This is a genomic window from Pseudomonas sp. B33.4 (genome assembly GCF_034555375.1).
Taxonomy (GTDB): domain Bacteria; phylum Pseudomonadota; class Gammaproteobacteria; order Pseudomonadales; family Pseudomonadaceae; genus Aquipseudomonas.
Window position 1 is genome coordinate 2,364,273 of the sequence record NZ_CP140706.1, and the last position, 19,190, is coordinate 2,383,462.

Annotated in this window: 14 protein-coding genes; 11 read left to right on the forward strand and 3 right to left on the reverse strand. The window is 60.3% G+C overall.

What is annotated here, in order from left to right; translation table 11 throughout:
* The first annotated feature begins 367 nt into the window (after positions 1-367).
* The gene (locus U6037_RS10455; RefSeq protein ID WP_322846676.1) at positions 368-2,068 is read left to right on the forward strand and encodes a sulfatase-like hydrolase/transferase; all 1,701 of its coding nucleotides are present in this window, start codon (positions 368-370) and stop codon (positions 2,066-2,068) included.
* A gap of 137 nt (positions 2,069-2,205) precedes the next feature.
* Here the strand turns inward: U6037_RS10455 and U6037_RS10460 are convergent, their stop codons facing one another.
* A complete protein-coding gene (locus tag U6037_RS10460; RefSeq protein ID WP_322846677.1) occupies positions 2,206-3,228 on the reverse strand; it encodes a helix-turn-helix domain-containing protein in 1,023 nt (340 codons plus the stop codon).
* 71 nt (positions 3,229-3,299) lie between these two features.
* On the opposite strand from U6037_RS10460, the gene U6037_RS10465 reads away from it, so the two are divergent.
* Positions 3,300-4,235 carry a LysR family transcriptional regulator gene (locus tag U6037_RS10465; RefSeq protein WP_322846678.1) on the forward strand — a complete coding sequence of 312 codons (936 nt, stop codon included), beginning with the start codon at positions 3,300-3,302 and terminating at the stop codon, positions 4,233-4,235.
* A gap of 63 nt (positions 4,236-4,298) precedes the next feature.
* Here the strand turns inward: U6037_RS10465 and U6037_RS10470 are convergent, their stop codons facing one another.
* Positions 4,299-5,219 (reverse strand): LysR family transcriptional regulator, encoded by a 921-nt coding sequence (locus U6037_RS10470; protein WP_322846679.1) that lies wholly within the window; start codon positions 5,217-5,219, stop codon positions 4,299-4,301.
* A gap of 96 nt (positions 5,220-5,315) precedes the next feature.
* Here U6037_RS10470 and U6037_RS10475 point away from each other — a divergent pair, with 96 nt between their 5' ends.
* The 5 genes from U6037_RS10475 to U6037_RS10495 all read left to right on the forward strand — a co-directional run bounded on the left by U6037_RS10475 (position 5,316) and on the right by U6037_RS10495 (position 12,289).
* Entirely contained in the window at positions 5,316-6,158 is an 843-nt protein-coding gene (locus U6037_RS10475) for an AraC family transcriptional regulator (RefSeq protein ID WP_322846680.1), read from the forward strand.
* 98 nt (positions 6,159-6,256) lie between these two features.
* The gene (locus tag U6037_RS10480; protein ID WP_322846681.1) at positions 6,257-8,083 is read left to right on the forward strand and encodes a DUF1302 domain-containing protein; all 1,827 of its coding nucleotides are present in this window, start codon (positions 6,257-6,259) and stop codon (positions 8,081-8,083) included.
* 11 nt (positions 8,084-8,094) lie between these two features.
* Positions 8,095-9,432, forward strand: coding sequence for a DUF1329 domain-containing protein (locus tag U6037_RS10485; RefSeq protein ID WP_322846682.1), 1,338 nt, complete (start codon positions 8,095-8,097; stop codon positions 9,430-9,432).
* Between the two features lie 131 nt (positions 9,433-9,563).
* The gene (locus U6037_RS10490; RefSeq protein WP_322846683.1) at positions 9,564-10,913 is read left to right on the forward strand and encodes a DUF1254 domain-containing protein; all 1,350 of its coding nucleotides are present in this window, start codon (positions 9,564-9,566) and stop codon (positions 10,911-10,913) included.
* Positions 10,910-12,289 carry a DUF1254 domain-containing protein gene (locus U6037_RS10495; protein WP_322846684.1) on the forward strand — a complete coding sequence of 460 codons (1,380 nt, stop codon included), beginning with the start codon at positions 10,910-10,912 and terminating at the stop codon, positions 12,287-12,289. Before U6037_RS10490 ends, U6037_RS10495 begins: the two co-directional genes overlap by 4 nt.
* A gap of 196 nt (positions 12,290-12,485) precedes the next feature.
* Here the strand turns inward: U6037_RS10495 and U6037_RS10500 are convergent, their stop codons facing one another.
* Positions 12,486-14,459, reverse strand: a complete 1,974-nt coding sequence (locus U6037_RS10500) for an alkyl/aryl-sulfatase (RefSeq protein WP_322846685.1) — start codon at positions 14,457-14,459, stop codon at positions 12,486-12,488.
* Between the two features lie 138 nt (positions 14,460-14,597).
* Between U6037_RS10500 and U6037_RS10505 the strand changes: the two genes are divergently transcribed.
* From U6037_RS10505 to U6037_RS10520, 4 genes are all read left to right on the forward strand, one after another.
* On the forward strand, positions 14,598-15,251 hold the full coding sequence (locus tag U6037_RS10505; protein ID WP_322846686.1) for an ABC transporter ATP-binding protein: 654 nt from the start codon (positions 14,598-14,600) through the stop codon (positions 15,249-15,251).
* Positions 15,248-17,719 carry an FtsX-like permease family protein gene (locus U6037_RS10510; protein WP_322846687.1) on the forward strand — a complete coding sequence of 824 codons (2,472 nt, stop codon included), beginning with the start codon at positions 15,248-15,250 and terminating at the stop codon, positions 17,717-17,719. Before U6037_RS10505 ends, U6037_RS10510 begins: the two co-directional genes overlap by 4 nt.
* Positions 17,709-18,776, forward strand: a complete 1,068-nt coding sequence (locus U6037_RS10515) for a lipocalin-like domain-containing protein (protein ID WP_322846688.1) — start codon at positions 17,709-17,711, stop codon at positions 18,774-18,776. The genes U6037_RS10510 and U6037_RS10515 overlap by 11 nt, the downstream gene beginning before the upstream one ends.
* Positions 18,777-18,943: 167 nt before the next feature.
* A complete protein-coding gene (locus U6037_RS10520) occupies positions 18,944-19,186 on the forward strand; it encodes a hypothetical protein (RefSeq protein ID WP_322846689.1) in 243 nt (80 codons plus the stop codon).
* Positions 19,187-19,190 lie beyond the last annotated feature (4 nt).

Genomic DNA, 19,190 nt, shown 5'->3' on the forward strand with positions numbered 1-19,190 from the left:
AAAGAAGAAGTTCGGAAGAAGACTGTAAAAGGGGTATAGCGCAGCGTTTGAAAAGCGTGTCAGCAAAATGACATGTTGCATCTGTATAACACTTGAGCATTTTTTGGCGATTGGCCATCAAGTCATTGCTGCGATTGGATTTGTTGCTTTTTTGCAGATTTGTTCAGATTCAAAATAAGCGATAAACGGTCGAAAGCCTTTATTTTAGAGGCTTCTAGCGCCTTCTGTGTGTCAGATTTGAGTCACCGGTTTTTTGACGCTTTCCACAAAAAACAGTCAATTCTTGCGCTTTGATGGCCGGGTGCTAGTGTCAGGGTCTGATTGCCAAACCTTTGACTCCTTACCGTTTTGCACGACCGGTATCGCCATGTTCAGATATGCCAAAGAATTGCTTTTAATTACTTATTTATTGCTTTATGCCGAATATTACATAGAGCGGTTAAATGCTATCGGCCTGGGTTTTGCTGTACTTCTTTTTGGCGCGATGTTTTTGGCGCTTACTTTTGCGTTATATCTAACGGCGTATATACGGCAGACTCTCATCCGCCATGCATTCGCATTGGCGATGTTCGCCTCGGCGGTGTTTTTTGATGTTTACACCCGTGTCACAGCGGATTATCTGAGCTACAGCAGCTTCGTCTCGCTGGTATATTCCGGCGGCTTCATCCAGGAAGCGGCGTACCAGTACCGAGACGCGATCCTGCGCGGCGCCCTCAGCGGTTTGCTGTTGCTGTTCGGCATCGGCCTGAAACCACGCCATGGGCTGGCGATTCCCAACGCGTTACGTGTGGCGGCGCCGGTGTGCGGCGTGTTGCTGCTCAGTGCCGTGCTGTTCTTGCGTGCGGGAGAGGGCGCGCGGGGCTTGCCGATCATGTACACGCCACTGGCCTATCTGAACCTGTTTGCCTATGAGGCACTGCACAACACCGTCGGCCCACGCGAACCGGTGACACTGGCGCGCACCTCGCAAGCCGTTGGCCACGATATCGTGCTGATCATCGACGAAAGCATTTCCGGCAATTATCTGGATATCAACGCGCCGTTCGGCGTGCACAGCAACCTCAAACAGGCGCGTCCCGGCGTCGACATCTTCAATTACGGCTACGCCGCCTCCATCGCCAATTGCAGCGCCGACACCAACGTGACCCTGCGCTACGGCGGCACCCGCGCCGACTACATGCGCATCAACAGCACGTTGCCGTCGATCTGGCAGTACGCGAAAAAGGCCGGGCTGCGCACGGTGTACATCGACGCCCAGCGCACCGCCGGCAATCTGCAGAACCTGATGACCGACACCGAGAAAAAGGATATCGACGAATTCGTGCAGTTCGACCAGACCAGCGTGCGCGATCGCGACATGGCGGCAGCGGCGAAGCTCATCGAGTTGCTCAACGATGACAAACCAGAGCTGGTGGTGATCAACAAGGTCGGTGCGCACTTCCCGGTGCATGACAAATATCCCGATGCGTTCATGGCCTACCGTCCGACCTTGCCGCGCGGGCAATTCACCGAAGTGGCGGATACCGGCGAGCGCAACGGTTTCAATGGTCAGCCGGATGATTGGGTGCTGTACCGCAACGCCTACAAGAACACGCTGTTATGGAATGTCGGTGAGTTCTTTGCGCGGGTGTTCGCCCAAGGCAATCTGAACAATGCGCTGCTGATCTATACCTCTGATCACGGTCAGGATCTGCATGAACGCGGTAATCCGGGATTGAACACCCACTGCGGCGGTGATCCGGTGGAAGAGGAGGGTCTGGTGCCGTTGGTGGTGATTCAGGGCAGCGCTCTGAAAACGCTGGACTGGCCGGCGCAACTGGCGGCGAACAAGGATCGCTCCAGTCACTACAATATCTTTCCGACGCTGTTGCAGTTGATGGGTTATGACCTGGCGGGAATCGAGGCTGTATATGGCAAGCCACTGAGTGTCGCGACGGCGGACGAGTTCACCTTCAACTACCGCTTCAATGCGCGGCTGGGCGCCAAGCCTGAGTGGAAGCATATTGATCTGGGCAGCATTGTCACGCCGTCGCAGGCGCCGGCGAGTGTGGCAGTCGGGCAGCCTTAACTCTAACCTTCCCGACCTGAAAATTCTGAGTCGAACTCAGGTCTTGAATAGCATACAAATCGGCTCCCTTTCCCCCTCGCCCCTCTGGGGGAGAGGGCTGGGGTGAGGGGGTAAGGATCTTGAAGTCACGCAAAAACTCAAATCTTCATACGCTCTTGAGCTCGATAAACCCCCGGTGCACACCCCAACCATCTTGAACAAGCCCGGTTGAAACTCTGCACATCGCTGTACCCCAACCGGTCAGACACCTCAACCAGCTCCAACTCTGCGCTCCGCAACAGATCCTCAGCCCGATAACGCCGATACTCATCGAGCAATTCGGAAAAACTCCAGCCCAACGCCTTCAACCGTCGTGCCGCTGTGCGCTCGATCAAATGCTGTGTCGCGCAGAATTGCTTCCAGTCCGCCGCTGCCAGATCCTCGATCAGGTAATCACTGACTTGCTCCAGCAAGGTCGGTTCGCTGTTGCGTCGAGTCTGTTCCAGCAGTTCAACCAGCGTCTGCTCCAGCGCCTGATTGCCCGGCGTCAGCGCGGCCACGAACAGTTGCGGATCAAGGCGAATCGCCGGGTATTTCTGCGCACCCTGCACCGGCGCGCGAAAGGCCTGTTCGTGTTCTTCGCTTCTCGCTGAAACCAGCGCCACGGCCAATACCGGATCACGACCCAGACCACTGGCCAGCAACTTGCGTCGCAGCATGCTGCACAGGCTGACCAGAATGTAATCGGCAATGGGCGCTGCGGCGCGCAGGCTGCCGGCTTCGACCAGGCGCAATTCCACAACGCCGTTTTCGCGCACGATCTGCGCACGAAAATGCCCATTGAAGAAAGGGAAAAACCGTACGAAGTAATCGCAGGCACTTTCCAGCGACACCGCGACATCGAACAGATAGGTCAAGCCGTTGGTGGCGGTGGAGACGAACCGCCGACCTGCCGCCAGACCGATCAGCGGATCACCGCTTTGCTCCATGGCAAACGCCCAGAAACGCCGCGACAACACCAGCGGAATACGCATGAACGGTGTGCGCAGGTCAAACAGGCTGCGGTGGAATTGTTCTTCAATGGCTTGGCGCGCAATACCACGGGCGAGCAGTTCTTCAATGGCCGGCAACAGGGTCGGCGCGTAAAAGGCATTGGCGGGCGGCTGATTGATTTTTGTCATGTAGGGCTCACCGCTTGTTTCTGGACACTGGTTAGGCTGGCCGACGTTAAGCGATTTGCCGGAGCAAGACCATGCTTGATTTACGCCAGCTCGACCTCAACCTGTTGCTTGCCTTCGACGCGATCTACCAGCAACGCAGCGTCACTCGCGCCGCCGATGTGATGAGCCTGTCGCAACCGGCGATGAGCAATGCACTGCGCCGATTGCGTGAATTGTGCGGCGATCCGTTGTTCATCAAGAGTCGTTTGGGTGTTACGCCAACGCTGGTGGCGCATCGGCTGGCGGACTATGTGCGTTCAGCATTGGAGTCGTTGCGCGACGGGCTGCGGATGATTCCGGCGGCGCGGCAGAATGATCCGCTGCTGCGCATCAGTTGTCTGGATTGCCTGCAACCGGTATTGCTCGATGCGTTGCTCGAAGCGCCGCATGCCGATTGGCAGGTGCGCTACTTCCAGCCGCGTCGGCGCGATGCCTTGCAGGAACTGGCCAGCGGCAAGCTCGACATCCTGATCGATATCGATCAGCCATTGGCCGGGTTGAGTGGTTTGCATAAACGCACATTGGCCGCGGATCACTACGTGTTTGCTTACGGCGCTGCGTTGAAGGCGCCGCCGCGCACCTTGCAGGCGTATTTGCAGCAGCCGCAGATTCAGGTGTCGAGCCGGCGCGACGGGCTCAATCCGGTGGATTTGCACCTGGGCCTCAAAGGCCTGCGCCGCACCATCGCGGTGACCACGCAAAGTACCCTGGCGGCGAAGCTGATGGCTGACCGTCATCCGTTTGGCTTGAGTCTGCCGAGCCGGGTCGCAATCGCGTTGGGCATGCAACAGGCGCCGCTGCCGCTGGAGGATGCGGTGGAGCTGAAACTGGCGCTGTACATCGAAGCACGCTACCGCTTCGAGCGCAGCCGCGAGGAGGCGATGCATTGTTTGCTGAACGCCCTTGGCGAAACACCGCAGATCCCGGCGAAAACCCAGCATTTGTGGGAGCGTGCGGGCTCGCGGTAGTGGGGGCCGCCCCCGGTTTTCTTTATGCAGGAATGCTCCCACAGGGTTCTGTGTGTGATTGGATTACTGATTGGCCGCGAGCAAGCGTTGGTCGACGGTGAGGATCGCTTCGACCATGGCCCGCGCCGCCGGGGTCATGGAGTAGCCAACGCGGCTGACGATGCCGTAACCCAGTTGCAGCGCCGGGTCGTTGCGCGGCACGTCGATGAAGTCGAGCAAGTGGATCAAGCCCTGATCGACCTGTTCGCGCAGTGCTTCGAGCGTCGCCAGACCGATTGCATCGGAACGCAATACCACCCGTTGAATCGCATCGAACTGCGCACATTCAACGCTGGGATTGAAGTCCGGCTCGCCCAATATGTCGGCGAGGATCTTGCGAATCATCGGCGGAATGCGTGTGCCGACCACCGGGTAATCGAGCAGCGCCCGCAATTTCAATTGCTGTTGACCGGCCAGCGGATGCCCGGCCCGACAGAAAAACCGCCCCGGCCGGGTACGCAGCAGGTGTACGTGGTATTGCGGATCACCGACAAAATACCGCGCATCGGCGATCAGAAATTCGATCTGCTGCTCTCGTAGCCACAGCGACAATTGTTGCCAGTCGCCCTGATGAAAACGCGTGCGAATGGCCGGGTGCGCTTGAATGAATTGTGCCAGTGCTTCCGGCACCAGCACCTGCGCTGGATACGGCCCGCAACCGAATTGCAGTTCGCCGCCGGTGAGGCCGTTGTACTGGGTCAGTTCGTTGTGCAACGCCTGACTGCCGGCGAGCAAGCGCCGCGCATGCTGCAACACCAGTTCGCCTTGGCCAGTGAGGCGAAATTCACGGCTGCTGCGCTCGACCAGTTCGCAGCCGAGATCGCGCTCCAGCGTCTGAATGCTGCGGCTGAACGCCGGTTGACTGAGGCTGATCGCTTCAGCTGCGCGGCCGAAGTTGCGATAGTCGGCGAGGGCGACAAGGTGGCGAAGCTGGCGTAAATCCATCATGCGTCTCCTGCATTCTGCGGATACTTTTAATGCATTGGATCGATATCACGTTGGCTGGCATAAGTACACGCCTGTCCCTTGGTAATCGTCGCCATGTCTGCATCCATGTTCGCTTCCAGCGCCTTCACCCGCACTATTCTCGGCCACGCCGAGCAATCAGGCTTGTGCCCGCAAACCTTGTTGGCACGGGCCGGAATCTGCGCATCGGCTCTTGACGCTTACGACCAGCAAATCCCTGCGCACGCGGTCGAGAAACTATGGCTTGAATGCGAGCAGGCCGGTGCTGCACCGACGTTCGGCTGTGAATTGGTCAACGGTATGGCGACCACGTGCCTGCAAGGTCTGAACATTTTGCTCGACTCGGCGCCGACGTTGCGCACCAGTCTCGATTGCTTTGTGGCGTTTGCGCCGCGCGTGACCAATTACGTCGCGGTCGAGTTGCAGGCGTCGGGCGACGACGCGCATTTGCACCTGCGTCCGGTGCAGGGCCAGGCCCATCACTTCGGTCTCGACGCTGCGACGATCACCCTGGTGCGCAACATCGCCCGCCGACTCGGCAAGACGCCCGACGAGGTGTTTGTCAGCGTCACACTGTGCCCAGCACAAGCCGCCGGAAACTGGCTGCGCAACAACGGTATTCGCGTCGAACAAGGCGCTCATCCGCGTCTGACCCTGAAGCGCTCAACCCTCGAAGAACCACTGCTCGGCGCCAATCCGTTTCTGCACCAGAGCATGCTCCGTCACTGGCAAACCGAATCCGCTGCGCCCACGCGCAACGACAGTCTGGAGCTGGCGCGGCACTGGCTGACCGCCGGCGATCAACCGATCGAACGCATCGCTGAACGCCTCGGTTATCGCCAGCCGAGCAACTTCATCCGTGCCTTCCGCAAACAGTTCGGCATCACGCCGAAGCAGTTCCGGCTCAATCCACTGTAAGCACGCCGATGATTGTTTTTTGTCGGCCATCGCTTGTGTGTCGCGGCTGATGGTTGGGCACCGTGTCTGTGCTGAGCAAACCTGACCGGAGCCCAATAATGATAAAAACATGCTCGGTCACGCCCCAAGTCCGTCCGCGACTTGCCCGGCGTGGCCACACCTGCACGCAACCCCTGACCCTGGCGATCCTCGCCGCACTGTCGAGCCCCGGCTATGCCACCAGTTTTGAACTCAACGAAGACTGGAGCCTGTCGACCAAAACCACGCTGACCCTGGGCAGCAGTTGGTCTACGCAAAACCCTGACAAAAGCCTGATGACCCGCGCCAACGCCCTGCAAGCCCAAGGCGTGCGGGCCAACGGCAGCAGCGTCAGCGCCGATGACAACCGGCTGAACTTCGAGAAGGGCGACCCGATCTCGCAGAACTTCAAGGGCCTGACCGATTTCAGCCTCGATGGGCAGGGGCAGGGCGCGTTCATTCGCTTCAAATACTGGTACGACACCGCCTATGAAGACGGCAACGGCCGCTTCAAGAAATTCGATGATTCGGGTTGGGATGACCTGTCGAAATTCAAGGGTTTCAAGACCCTCGACGCCTATGTCTGGAAGGATTTCCAGATCGCCGATCACCCGTTGAACGTCAAGGTCGGCAATCAGGTGTTGTCGTGGGGCGAATCGCTGCTGATCCAGAACGGCATCAACGTGATCAACCCGCTCGACGTCTCGGCGTTCAATCGGCCGGGCGTGGAAATCAAGGAAGGCCAGTTACCGGTGGAAATGGTCTCGTTCAGCTTCGGCCTGTCCGACACGCTCAATCTCGAGGGTTTCTATCAGTACAACTGGCGCCCCAGCGTGCTGGATGGCTGCGGCACGTTTTTCGCCTCCAGCGATGCGATCCAAAAGGGCTGCGGGCCGTTGTACCTGAGCCAGGTACAGACTGACCAACAGATGCAGGCCGCCGGTTTGTACGCTTCCCCGCGTGGCAACGAATCACCGTCGGACAACGGCCAATTCGGTTTCGCGCTGCGCAATATGATCCCGGCGCTGAACGATGCGGAAGCAGCGATCTACTACATCAACTATCACTCGCGGCTGCCGTATTTCACCCTCGATGCGCGCAATACCTCGCTGCCCGGGACTTTTCCCGGCGGCGTTCAGGCGCCGAGTTATGCCGCAGCGTTTCCGGAAAATATTCACCTGTATGGCATCAGCCTCAACGGTGTGGAACCGATCAGCGGCATCTCGCTGGCGGGTGAGTTGAGCTATCGGCCAAACATGCCGCTGGCGATCAACGCCCCGGACATCAACGTCGCGGTGATCTCCGGGCCGGGTGGCAGTTCCTGGGTCGATCTGCCGCCAGGCTTCAACACCAATGGCGGCAGTCGCTACGACGGCTGGGTGCGCAAAGGTGTGTGGCAGATGACCGGCTCGGCCACGCAAGCCTTCGACAACATCCTCGGCGCCACGCGCTTGAGTCTGTTCGGCGAAGCCGGCGTGGTGCACATCGACGACCTTGGCGACGAACGTCTGGGCCGCAACGCCGCGTTCGGCCGCAGTGCCCCGCGCAACGGCACGGCATGCAACACCGTGGCCTCGGGCGTGACCAATCAGTACTGCACTGACAAGGGATTCGCCAGCGAGTGGTCGTGGGGTTATCGCCTGCGCGCGAGCCTTGAATACAGCGACGTGTTGCCGGGGATCAACCTGATTCCGGCGGTCAACTGGCGGCATGACGTGTCGGGTTATTCCTACGACCCGCAAGGGCCGTTTCAGGAAGGTCAGCAAGCCTTGGGCCTGAGCCTGACCGGCGTCTACATGAACGATTACAGCGTCGAACTCGCTTACAACGCCTTCTTCGGTTCGAACGACTACAGCACCCTCGACGACCGCGATTTTGCCTCGGTCAGCTTCAAGGCCGACTTCTAAGGAGAACCCTTATGCGTATTCAAATGTGTGTATTGGCGCTGGCGTGCAGCGTCGGTCTGGCGCAAGCCAAAGGTAACGATCCAGCTGCGCTGGGCAAAACACTGACGCCGATGGGCTCGGAGATGGCCGCGAACGCCGACGGCAGCATTCCGCCGTGGAGCGGGGGGCTGGCGAGCAACGCCGGCACCGTCGACAGCAAGGGCAGCTACAGCGATCCGTATGCGGCGGAAGAACCGCTGTTCACCGTCACCGCGCAGAATCTGGCGCAGTATCAGAAGTTTCTCAGCCCCGGGCAGATCGCCTTGTTCAAGCGTTACCCGGACAGCTACAAGATGAACGTCTACCCGACACATCGCAGCGCCAATCTGCCCAAGGATGTGTTGGAGCAGAGCCGCGCCAACGTCGCCAAAACCAGCATGGCCGACGGCGGCAACGGTTTGCACGACTATGCGCGCGGCATTCCTTTCCCTCTGCCAACCGAAGGTCTGGAGGTGATGTGGAACCACATGACCCGCTATCGCGGCGGCAGCTATGAGCGCATCAGCAGTTCGGCGCTGGTGCGCGAAAACGGCGCGACCAGTTATGTGCGCAACCAGTCGCTGATCAACTTCGCCGATACCGTTTCCGGACTGGAGCCGAACGCCAACACGTTGTTCCTGTTCAAGAGCCGGGTGCTGGAACCGGCGCGGTTGTCCGGCGAAGCGGTGCTGGTGCACGAGCCTGTCGATCAGGTCGCTGAGCCGCGTTCGGCCTGGCAATACCTGCCGGGACAACGCCGCGTGCGCCGCGCGCCGATGATTGCCTACGACAACAGCGCCCGTTACAGCAACGGCCTGATCACCGCCGACAACATCGATGGCTACAACGGCGCGCCGGATCGTTTCGACTGGAAACTGATCGGCAAGCAGGAACTGTTCATCCCCTACAACAGCTACAAGATCGGCAGTCACGCGCTCAAATACGACGAGGTGATCAAGCCCAGTCACGTCAATCAGGATCTGGCGCGCTACGAGAAACATCGGGTGTGGGTGGTGGAAGCCACGCTCAAGCCGAACGCCCGGCACATCTACGCCAAACGCCGGTTTTATGTGGACGAAGACAGTTGGCAGATTGCTCAGTCGGATCAATACGACAGCCGTGGCGAGTTGTGGCGCAGCGGTGAATTGCACGCGATTCAACAGTACGACCATGGCTTCACCTACAACGTGCTGGAGACTTCGTATGACCTGATTGCCGGGCGTTATTACGCCGGTGGCCTGGCCAACGAAGAGACCCAGCCGATGCGCGTCGGGTTCGCGGCGAAGACCGACGATTACACGCCGTCGGACTTGCGACGTTGGGCTAAATAACCTCTCACCATCACCACAACCCCTGTAGGAGCTGCCGAAGGCTGCGATCTTTTGATCTTAAAAAGCCACATCAAAAGATCGCAGCCTTCGGCAGCTCCTACAGGGATTTGTTTTCTGTCTGGAGATTGTTTATGCGTCACTGGATTTCCGCTCTAGCGGTCGGCGCCAGCCTCGGCACCGTACACGCCGCTGACCTTGATGTGAGCCAGGCCAAAGCCCTCGCACAAGAGGCTTACGTGTTCGCCTACGCCACCGTCGAACACGACAAAGTGCTCACCGCGATCAACGCCAGGCTGCCGTTCAATCGCCTCTACAGCGAACCGCGTCTGCTCGGCCCGCAAGACAACAAAGTGGTCTCGCCAAACAACGACACCTTCTACTCCCGCGCCTTGCTCGACCTGCGCGCCGAACCGATGGTGCTGCAAGTGCCAGCGATCGAGGATCGCTACTACAGCTTCCAGTTGGTCGACCTGCGCACCGACAACCTCGACTACATCGGCACTCGCGCCACCGGCAATCAGGCCGGGCGCTATCTGATCGTCGGGCCAGACTGGAAGGGTCCAGCGCCGACCGGTTTCAACGGCTTGATTCGTTCGCCAAGCCGCGTGGTGTTTTTGCTCGGTCGCACCGAAGTCAAAGGCGAGGCCGATCAAAAAGACGCCGCCAAAGTGTTGATGGGTTATGCCTTGCAACCGTTGTCCCGCGCCTCCAACAGCACTGCACCCGACGCGCCTGCGCCGTTGCATTTGCCGGCGTATCCGGACACCAAACACGGTGAAGCGCAGGCCCTGTTCAACACCTTCAATGCCTTGGCGCCGTTGCATCAATGGACGGCCAGCGAGCAAACGAAACTCGCTCGATTTGCCGCGATTGGCGTGTTGCCCGGCGCCGCGTTCGCACCGGCCGACAACCTTCGCCAAGCCATCGCAGAAGGCGCCGAAGCCGGCCGCGAGCAGGTTCGCGCCGCCTCCAGCCAACTGTCGAAAGAACAGAACGGCTGGTTTCCATCACCGACCAACATCGGCAAATTCGCCGACGATGACCTGACCCGCGCTGCCGTCGCATGGCGCTACATCTACGCCAACGACGCGGTCGAAGCGGTTTACCCGATGGCCCTGCATGATGCCGAAGGCCAGTTGCTCGACGGTCGCCGGGCTTATCGCCTGCATTTCCCCGCCGGGCAGTTACCGCCGGTGAACGCGTTCTGGTCGCTGACGCTGTACGACGGCAAAACCCAGTTGCTCGCGAGCAATGCCATCGGGCGTTACGCCTTGGGTGATCGCAGCGCCGATTTGCACTATGACGCCGACGGTGGCCTGACCTTGTTGCTGCAACCGGATGCACCGGCGCAGGGCGAGCAGGGCAACTGGCTGCCGACGCCACAAGGCCCGTTCAACCTCCTGCTGCGTCTGTACCTGCCGCAAGCCGCTGCGCTGGATGGCAGTTATCAGTTGCCGACGATTGCGAGGGCCGAACCATGAGCCTGACGATCAATCGCCGCCAGATGCTGGGCGGCATGAGTGTACTCGGAGGAGGGCTGATGGTGCCGCGCTGGTTGCTGGCCGATGAAACGCAAGCGCTGGCGGAGGAGGCGTGGATCTATGCTTTTGCGCTGCTGATGCATTACCAGACGATGGAGAAACAACTGCTTGATCCGAGCGCGGCGGAGTACCTCGGCGGCTTCAATCGTTTCCGCCATTACAGCCAGCTCTACACCCCGGCCAATCGCGAAATCGTCACGCCGAACAACGACACGCCTTACTCCTGGGCCTGGCTCGATCTGCGCAGCGAGCCGCAAGTGTTGAGCGTGCCGGCGGTGGATGCGGACCGTTATTACGTTCATCAACTGGTCGATCAGTACACGCATAACTTTGCTTATGTTGGCGTGCTCAGCACAGGTCGCGAGGCGGGGGATTATTTGATCACCGGGCCGAGCTGGCAGGGGCCGACGCCCAGCGGTATCAAAGCCGTGCTGCGCAGTGAAACCGAGATTGTCATGGTGCTCGCGCGTACCGGGTTGAAGAACGCCGACGACATGCCGGCAGTGCGCGCGTTGCAGCAGCAATACCGTTTGCATGGGTTGCATGAGTACGCCGGCAGCCCGAGCCCGGTTGCGGCGCCGGCGATTGACTGGCCGGTGTGGGACAGCAAAACCGGGTTGGGGCCGGCGTTTATCGCGGTGCTTAATCAGATCCTCGCGCTATGCCCGACGCCACCGGCGGAGCAAGCATTGCGCGAACGCTTCGCACGGATCGGCATTGTGCCGGGGCAGGCGTTCGATTTCGCGGCGTTGCCTGTCGAGAAGCAGCAAGCGATTGCAGCGGGTATCAGACAGGCACAAGCGCAACTGCAAGAAACCGCCGCGAAAACACGCACCACGCTTGGCCTGTTTGGTAACCGCGAGGCAATGCATGGCAATTATCTGAATCGTGCAGTGGGGGCGTATCTGGGGATCTACGGTAACAGTGTCGAGGAGGCGTTTTATGCCGGTAGCCGCCTGGATAATCAGGGGCAGCCGTTGCAGGGTGGGCGACGTTATCGCCTGCGTTTCGCGCCGGGGCAATTGCCGCCGGCCAGTGAGTTCTGGTCGCTGACGTTGTATGACTTGCCGGATCGGCAGCTGGTGGCGAATCTGCTTGATCGGTATTGCTTGAGCAGTCGGGATCAATTGCAGCGGGATGCTGATGGCGGGCTGACGTTATGGATGCAGGCGAATTCGCCTGGGGCGGGGGAGGAGAGTAATTGGCTGCCGACGCCGCAGGCTGGGGCGTTTAATGTGATTTTGCGCTTGTATGGGCCGAAGCAAGAAGTGGTTGAGCAGAAGTGGCGGATGCCGGTGGTTGAGGTGATTGCTTAGTTTTTGTGGTGTCTGGGAGATTTACCCCCTCACCCCAGCCCTCTCCCCCAAGGGGGGCGAGGGGGAAAGGGAGCCGATCTTTGTGCTTTTCAACGTCTGAGTTCGACTCGGTATCGCAGGTCGGCGTGCCTCAAACATCCGCCTCAATCAGTCCCCTCTCCCTCCGGGAGAGGGCCAGGGTGAGGGGCTTTTGATCTCAAGGCGTGACGATGTTGAACTGCGGCCCAAACGTATCCAGGCTGCCCATCAGCTCGCCGAGCTTCTTGCCGTTGCCCTGCAACTTGATCAAGCCTTTCTGCATCGCCGTCGGGAAATCCAGTTGCTTGAGGCTGATTTTCTCCAGCGTGTCCTTGCTCAGGCTGACGCCGGCATCCGCCGCAGGATTGAGCCCGGCACGGTGGGTCAGCACGCCATTGCGCAAGGTCAGATTGAAGTCTTTCTGCAAGTCCTCAAACGTCCAGTTCAAGGTCAAGTCATGACCGACAGCCTTGTCGCTGTCCAGCCGCACCGCCAGGTAATCGAAGAACATTTCCGGACTCATCGCCCGCACCATGTCCACCGACACCGAAGTGCCTGCGTGTGGCGGCACGCCGTTGCGCAGTTCCATCGCGCCGGTCAGGTACATGTTGCGCCAGGTCGCGTTCTCGCTCTGATAACCCAATTGCTCCAGCGTCTCGGCCTGTGCCTTGTGCGCCTCGGCGTTGTCCGGTTCGGCGAACAGCAGTTGATTGCCCAACTGCGCCGCCCAACGATAATCACCGCTGGCCATGGCCTTGCGCATTTTCTCCAGAACCGCCGCGCCGCCACCCATGGCTTCGACCGTGCGTTTGGCGGTGTCGACCGGCGGCAGCGGATTGAGGTTGGCCGGGTTGCCGTCGTAGAAACCCATGTAGCGCTGATACACCGCGCGCGTATTGAAGCTCAGCGAACCGTAATAACCGCGGGTGTACCACTTCTGGTCGAGCGAACCCGGCAGTTTGGTGATGGTGTCGGCGATTTCCTGCGGCGTCAGACCCTGATTGAGCAGGTGTAACGTGCGGTCGTTGAGGAACGCGTACATGTCGCGCTGATCGGCGAGGAACGTGCGGATCCGCTCGCCGCCCCAGGTCGGCCAGTTGTGCTGCGCGAACAACACATCAGCCTGGTCGCCGTAGCGCGCCAGACTGTCGTCGAGGTATTGCGACCAGGCCTTGGCATCACGCACTTGCGCGCCACGCGGAGTGAGCACGTTGTGCATTATCTGCGTGGCGTTTTCGGCCATGCACAGAGCTTTCAGCTGCGGCAGATACATATTCATTTCTGCCGGCGCTTCAGTGCCAGGCGTCAATTGAAACTCGAATTGAACGCCAGCGATGGTGCGGGTTTCCAGCTCCTTGGTGATCAGGTCGGTCGGCGGGATCAGCGTGACTGTGCCGCCAGTCGGCGAGCTCTTGCCCAGACCGGCATCGACCTGGCCCTTTTCACCACGCGGCAACAGGCTGCCGAACTGGTACTGCGCGCGGCGGCTCATGGCGTTACCGGCCATCACGTTTTCGCTCATCACGTGTTCCATGAACCCGGCTGGAGCGAACACCTTGACCTTGCCGGCCTTTACATCCGCCTCGTCGATCACCCCGCGCACGCCGCCGAAATGGTCGACGTGGGTGTGGCTGTAAATCACCGCCACTACAGGTTTGTGCGGGCGGTTGGCGTAGTACAGGTCCAGCGCAGCCCTGGCGGTTTCGGCCATGGTCAGCGGGTCGATGATAATCAGCCCGTCGTCACCTTCGATGATGGTCATGTTGGCCAGATCGAGGCCGCGCACCTGATACAGCTTCGGGCTGACTTCGAACAGGCCGGCGTGGACATTGAGCTGGGCCAGGCGCCACAGGCTCGGGTTGACCGATTCCGGCGCCTGATCCTTGGCGAGGAAGTCGTAGGCCTGCACGTCCCAGATGACTTTGCCCGCCGCATCCTTGATCTGACCCTTGAACGGCGCGATCAGGCCTTTGCTGATGGATTCGAAATCGGTGCGGTCGCTGAAGGGCAACTGTTGCAGAACGCCGGCGTTGCTGGCGATGGTTTGCGCACTGGGTGCGACAGGCGCGTCAGCGGCGAGTACTGACTGGCTCAGGCACGCAGTGATCAGGCAGGCCAACAGGCCGCGGGGGCTCAAAGTGAAACGTTGCATGGCGTCTCCGGTTTTTATCGTTATGGGTGGACCCGTCTCGGAGGGTAGGGCGCGGCTGTGTCGCGGCGATGATCGCAAACGGACAAAAACCATTCAGGGCCGCTATCCTTGGCCCAGGCTCATTGATCGGGTTTTGCCATGCTTGAGGTTCGCAACGTCTTCAAAAGCTACGTCACACCGCAGGGTTCATTGCCGGTGCTGCAAGGCATCGACCTGACGCTCGAATCCGGCGGCAGCCTGGCGCTGATGGGCGAATCCGGCAGTGGCAAAAGCACGTTGCTGCACCTGGTGGCCGGCCTCGACAAAGTCGACAGCGGCAGCATCCGCAGCGGCGGGCATCGATTGGAAGCGATGAACGAGGCGCAACTGGCCAACTGGCGGCGGACGGAAATCGGTCTGGTGTTCCAGCAGTTCAACCTGATCGGCAGTCTGCGCGTCGAGGATAATCTGGCCTTTCAGGCGCGCCTGGCCGGGCGCCATGAACCGCGTTGGCAGGCGCACCTGATGCAACGCCTGGGCCTGGGCGATTTGCTCAAGCGCTATCCCGAGCAACTTTCCGGTGGTCAGCAACAGCGGGTCGCATTGGGCCGGGCGCTGGCATCGCAGCCGAAATTACTGCTGGCCGATGAGCCCACCGGCAGCCTCGATGAGGCAACCAGTGATGAAGTGCTGCGTTTGTTGCTGGAATTGCTCGACGACACGCCGACCACGTTGTTGATGGTCACTCACAGTCAGCGGGTTGCGGCGCGATTGGCCCAGCGGGTGGTCTTGTCCAGCGGACGGCTGACGTGATCGTCTTTGCGCAAACGCTACGTGCGCTGCTCAGCCATTGGCGGCGCCATCCGGTGCAGTTTTTCAGCGTGCTGACCGGGTTGTGGCTGGCGACCAGTCTGCTCACCGGCGTCGAAGCACTGAACAGTCAGGCGCGTGACAGCTACGCACGGGCCAGCCAGTTGATCGGCGGCGAACCGCAGGCCAGTCTCAGTACGCCGAGTGGCGCGACGTTCGCGCAACAATGGTTCGTTGATCTGCGCCGACAGGGCTGGCCGGTGTCGCCGCTGTTGCAGGGGCGGTTGCTGCTCAAGGGTTTTGAAAATCAGCGGTTGCAACTCTTGGGCATTGAGCCGGTGTCGCTCCCCGCCGATTCGGCGGTGGCCGGGCAGGCGCTGCCCATCGAACGGATCGTCGAGTTTTTCACGCCGCCGGGCAGCACGTGGATTTCACCGGAAACGCTGCAAGCGCTGGATCTGCGTGAAGGCGACACGCCGCAAACGGCTAATGGTCTGCGATTGCCGCCGTTGCTCGCGCAAAAGGACATGGCGCCCGGCCTAATGCTGGTGGACATCGGCGTCGCGCAAACCCTGCTGGAACAACCCGGACAATTGTCGCGGCTATTGCTGCCCAAGGATTTTCACGCCGAACTGCCCGCCGTGTTCAAGGGACAGTTGCAGCTCAAAAGCAGCGGCGAGGAAAACAATCTGGCGCGACTCACCGAGAGTTTTCACCTCAATCTCGATGCCTTGGGTTTTTTGTCATTCGTGGTTGGCTTGTTCATCGTCCACGCCGCTATCGGGCTGGCGCTTGAGCAACGGCGCGGTCTGCTGCGTACGCTGCGCGCCTGCGGGGTCAGCGCGCAAATGTTGATTTTCTGCTTGATCGTTGAGCTGGGTGTGCTGGCACTGATCGGTGGACTGTTCGGTGTGATCAGCGGCTATTGGTTGGCGAGTGTGTTGCTGCCGGATGTCGCCGCCAGCCTGCGCGGATTGTATGGCGCAGAAGTGGCGGGGCAGTTGCGCCTGAGCACCTGGTGGTGGTTCAGCGGCATCGGCTTGAGCCTGCTTGGCGCCTTGCTGGCCGGGGCCAATAGTCTGTTGCGTGCCGCACGCTTGCCGTTGTTGGCGGTGGCCGATCCGCAGGCCTGGCATCAGCAATATGCGCGCTGGTTGCGCCGTCAGGGCTGGCTGGCAGCCTCGTTGGGTTTGATTGCCTTGGTGGCATTGATCTGGGGCGACAGTCTGGCCAGCGGTTTTGTCCTGATGGCCGGATTGCTGATCGGCGCCGCATTGGCGCTGCCGGTGTTGCTCAGCGCGCTGTTGAATCAGTTGCTCGGACGCAGTCGCTCGGTACTCGGCCAGTGGTTTCTCGCCGACTGCCGCCAGCAACTGCCGGCACTGAGTCTGGCGTTGATGGCGTTGCTTTTGGCGCTCGCTGCCAATATTGGTGCGGGCAGCATGACCGCCGGTTTTCGCCAAACCTTCAACGACTGGCTTGAACAACGCCTGAGCGCCGAGTTGTATATCAACCCGAGCAATCCGGCACAGTCGCGCGAAATTTACAGCTGGCTCAAGCAGCAGCCGAACGTCGCGGCAGTGCTGCCCAACTGGCAAGTCGCGGTGACGTTGCAGGGCTGGCCGGCGGAGGTGTTCGGCATTATCGATCACGCGCATTATCGCCAGCATTGGCCGTTGCTCGATGTCAGTGGCAGCGACCCGTGGGCGCATCTGGCCACCGACGATGCGGTGATGCTCAGCGAACAACTGGCGCGTCGGTTGAAGGTACGGGCGGGTGATCGACTGACGATTCCTGCGCCGAATGGTGCGTGGTCGCCACGCATCGTCGGCATCTACGCCGACTACGGCAATCCCAAGGGGCACTTGCTGGTCAACATCAATCACTTGCTGCGCGGCTGGCCGCAACTGACGCCGAACCGTTTCAATCTGCGCATCGAGCCGCAGAACATTCCGGGATTTTTAGCTGCATTGCAGACGCGTTTTCAACTCGATGACAGCCGCATCGTTGATCAGGCACGGCTCAAGGGCTGGTCGGTGCAAGTCTTCGAACGCACCTTTGCGGCCACGGCGGCGTTGAACAGTCTGACCCTGGCGGTGGCGGGCGTGGCGCTGTTCATCAGTCTGCTGACGCAAAGTCAAAGTCGCCTCGGTCAACTCGCACCGCTGTGGGCGCTGGGCGTAACGCGGCGGCAATTGATGCTGCTCAATCTCGCTCAGACCTGGCTGCTGGCGGTGCTGACGCTGGTGTTGGCGTTGCCACTGGGGATCGCGCTGGCGTGGTGTCTGGACGCGGTGATCAATGTGCAGGCGTTTGGCTGGCGGCTGCCGTTGCGGGTGTTCCCGTGGCAATTGCTGCAGTTGATGGGGTTGGCGTTGTTGGCGACGTTACTGGCTTCGGCATGGCCGCTGTATTCGCTGTACCGCACGCAACCGGCGGACCTGCTGAGGACGTTTGCCCATGAGGATTAACCTCGTTGTGCTGATGGTTTTGTTGTTGCTCGGTGGATGCGATCAATCGGCGCCGGCGCAAAAGGGGTTTGCCGGGATGGGTAATCGGGCGTTGGCGTTCACGCCGGTGGTGCCGGGGCGGGTGTTCAGTTTTCCCGCAGATCACGGGGCGCATGACGGCTTTCGCATTGAGTGGTGGTACCTCACCGCCAATCTCAAGGATCAGCAGGGCAATCAGTTTGGCGTGCAATGGACGCTGTTTCGCAACGCGCTGAAACCGCTGGCGGAGCAAGCCGGGTGGGGTAATCAGACGGTCTGGCTGGGGCACGCGGCGGTGACTTCCAGCACGGTGCATCACGCGGCTGAACGCTATGCGCGGGGCGGAGTGGGGCAGGCGGGTGTGCAACTGGCGCCGTTCGATGCGTGGATCGATGATTGGCGGTTTGCCAGTCAGGCGCAGGATCCCATGAGTGACCTGCAACTCAGCGCGCGCGACAAGGATTTCGCCTATCAACTGCAGCTGACTTCCAGCCGTCCGCTGGTGCTGCAGGGCGACAAGGGTTTCAGCCAGAAATCCGAAGAAGGTCAGGCGTCGTATTACTACAGTCAGCCGTTTTTTCAGGCCAGCGGAACGTTGCAGATTGACGGCCAGAGCTACACCGTCAGCGGCCCGGCATGGCTCGATCGCGAATGGAGCAGCCAGCCGCTGACCGCCAATCAAACCGGTTGGGACTGGTTTTCCCTGCACCTGGACAGCGGCGAACACGTGATGCTGTACCGCATGCGTCAGAAGGACGGCGCGCCGTATCTCACCGGCACGTGGATCGCCGCCGATGGTCAGACGCAAACCCTGCGCAGTTCGCAGATCCGGCTCACCCCGCAAGACGCCGCCAACGTCGCCGGCCGGGCGATGCCGGTGAAATGGTCGATCAGCATTCCCGACAAACACCTCGACATCACCCTCGACGCGCTCAACCCCAATGCCTGGATGAACCTGCGCATCCCGTATTGGGAGGGCCCGGTGCACATCAGCGGCAGCCATCCCGGCCAGGGCTATCTGGAAATGACCGGATACTGAAAAGTATCCACAAATCCCTGTAGGAGCTGCCGAAGGCTGCGATCTTTTGATTTTGCTTTTAAAAAACAAGATCCAAAGATCGCAGCCTTCGGCAGCTCCTACAAAGGATCGGTTTGAACTCGGCTTACGGTGTTGTCCTCTACAGAGAAACCTGCCGAGGATTAGCCATGAGCGACGACCTGCAACCCCCAGACATGACCATCTGGCAGCGCCTGTTCGACGACGAAACCTACTGGCAGCAATCCCCCGACGCGCACTATTTTGACTTGCAACGCATCGCCGACGACCTGCTCGGCCAAGGCGCCATCGACCTTGAACAATGGCAGATCCTGCGTGCCAAGGCCGATGACCTGCACAAGGATTCACCCGCCATCAACGTCACCCGTGAACTCGACGACCCCGAAGCCTGAGGAC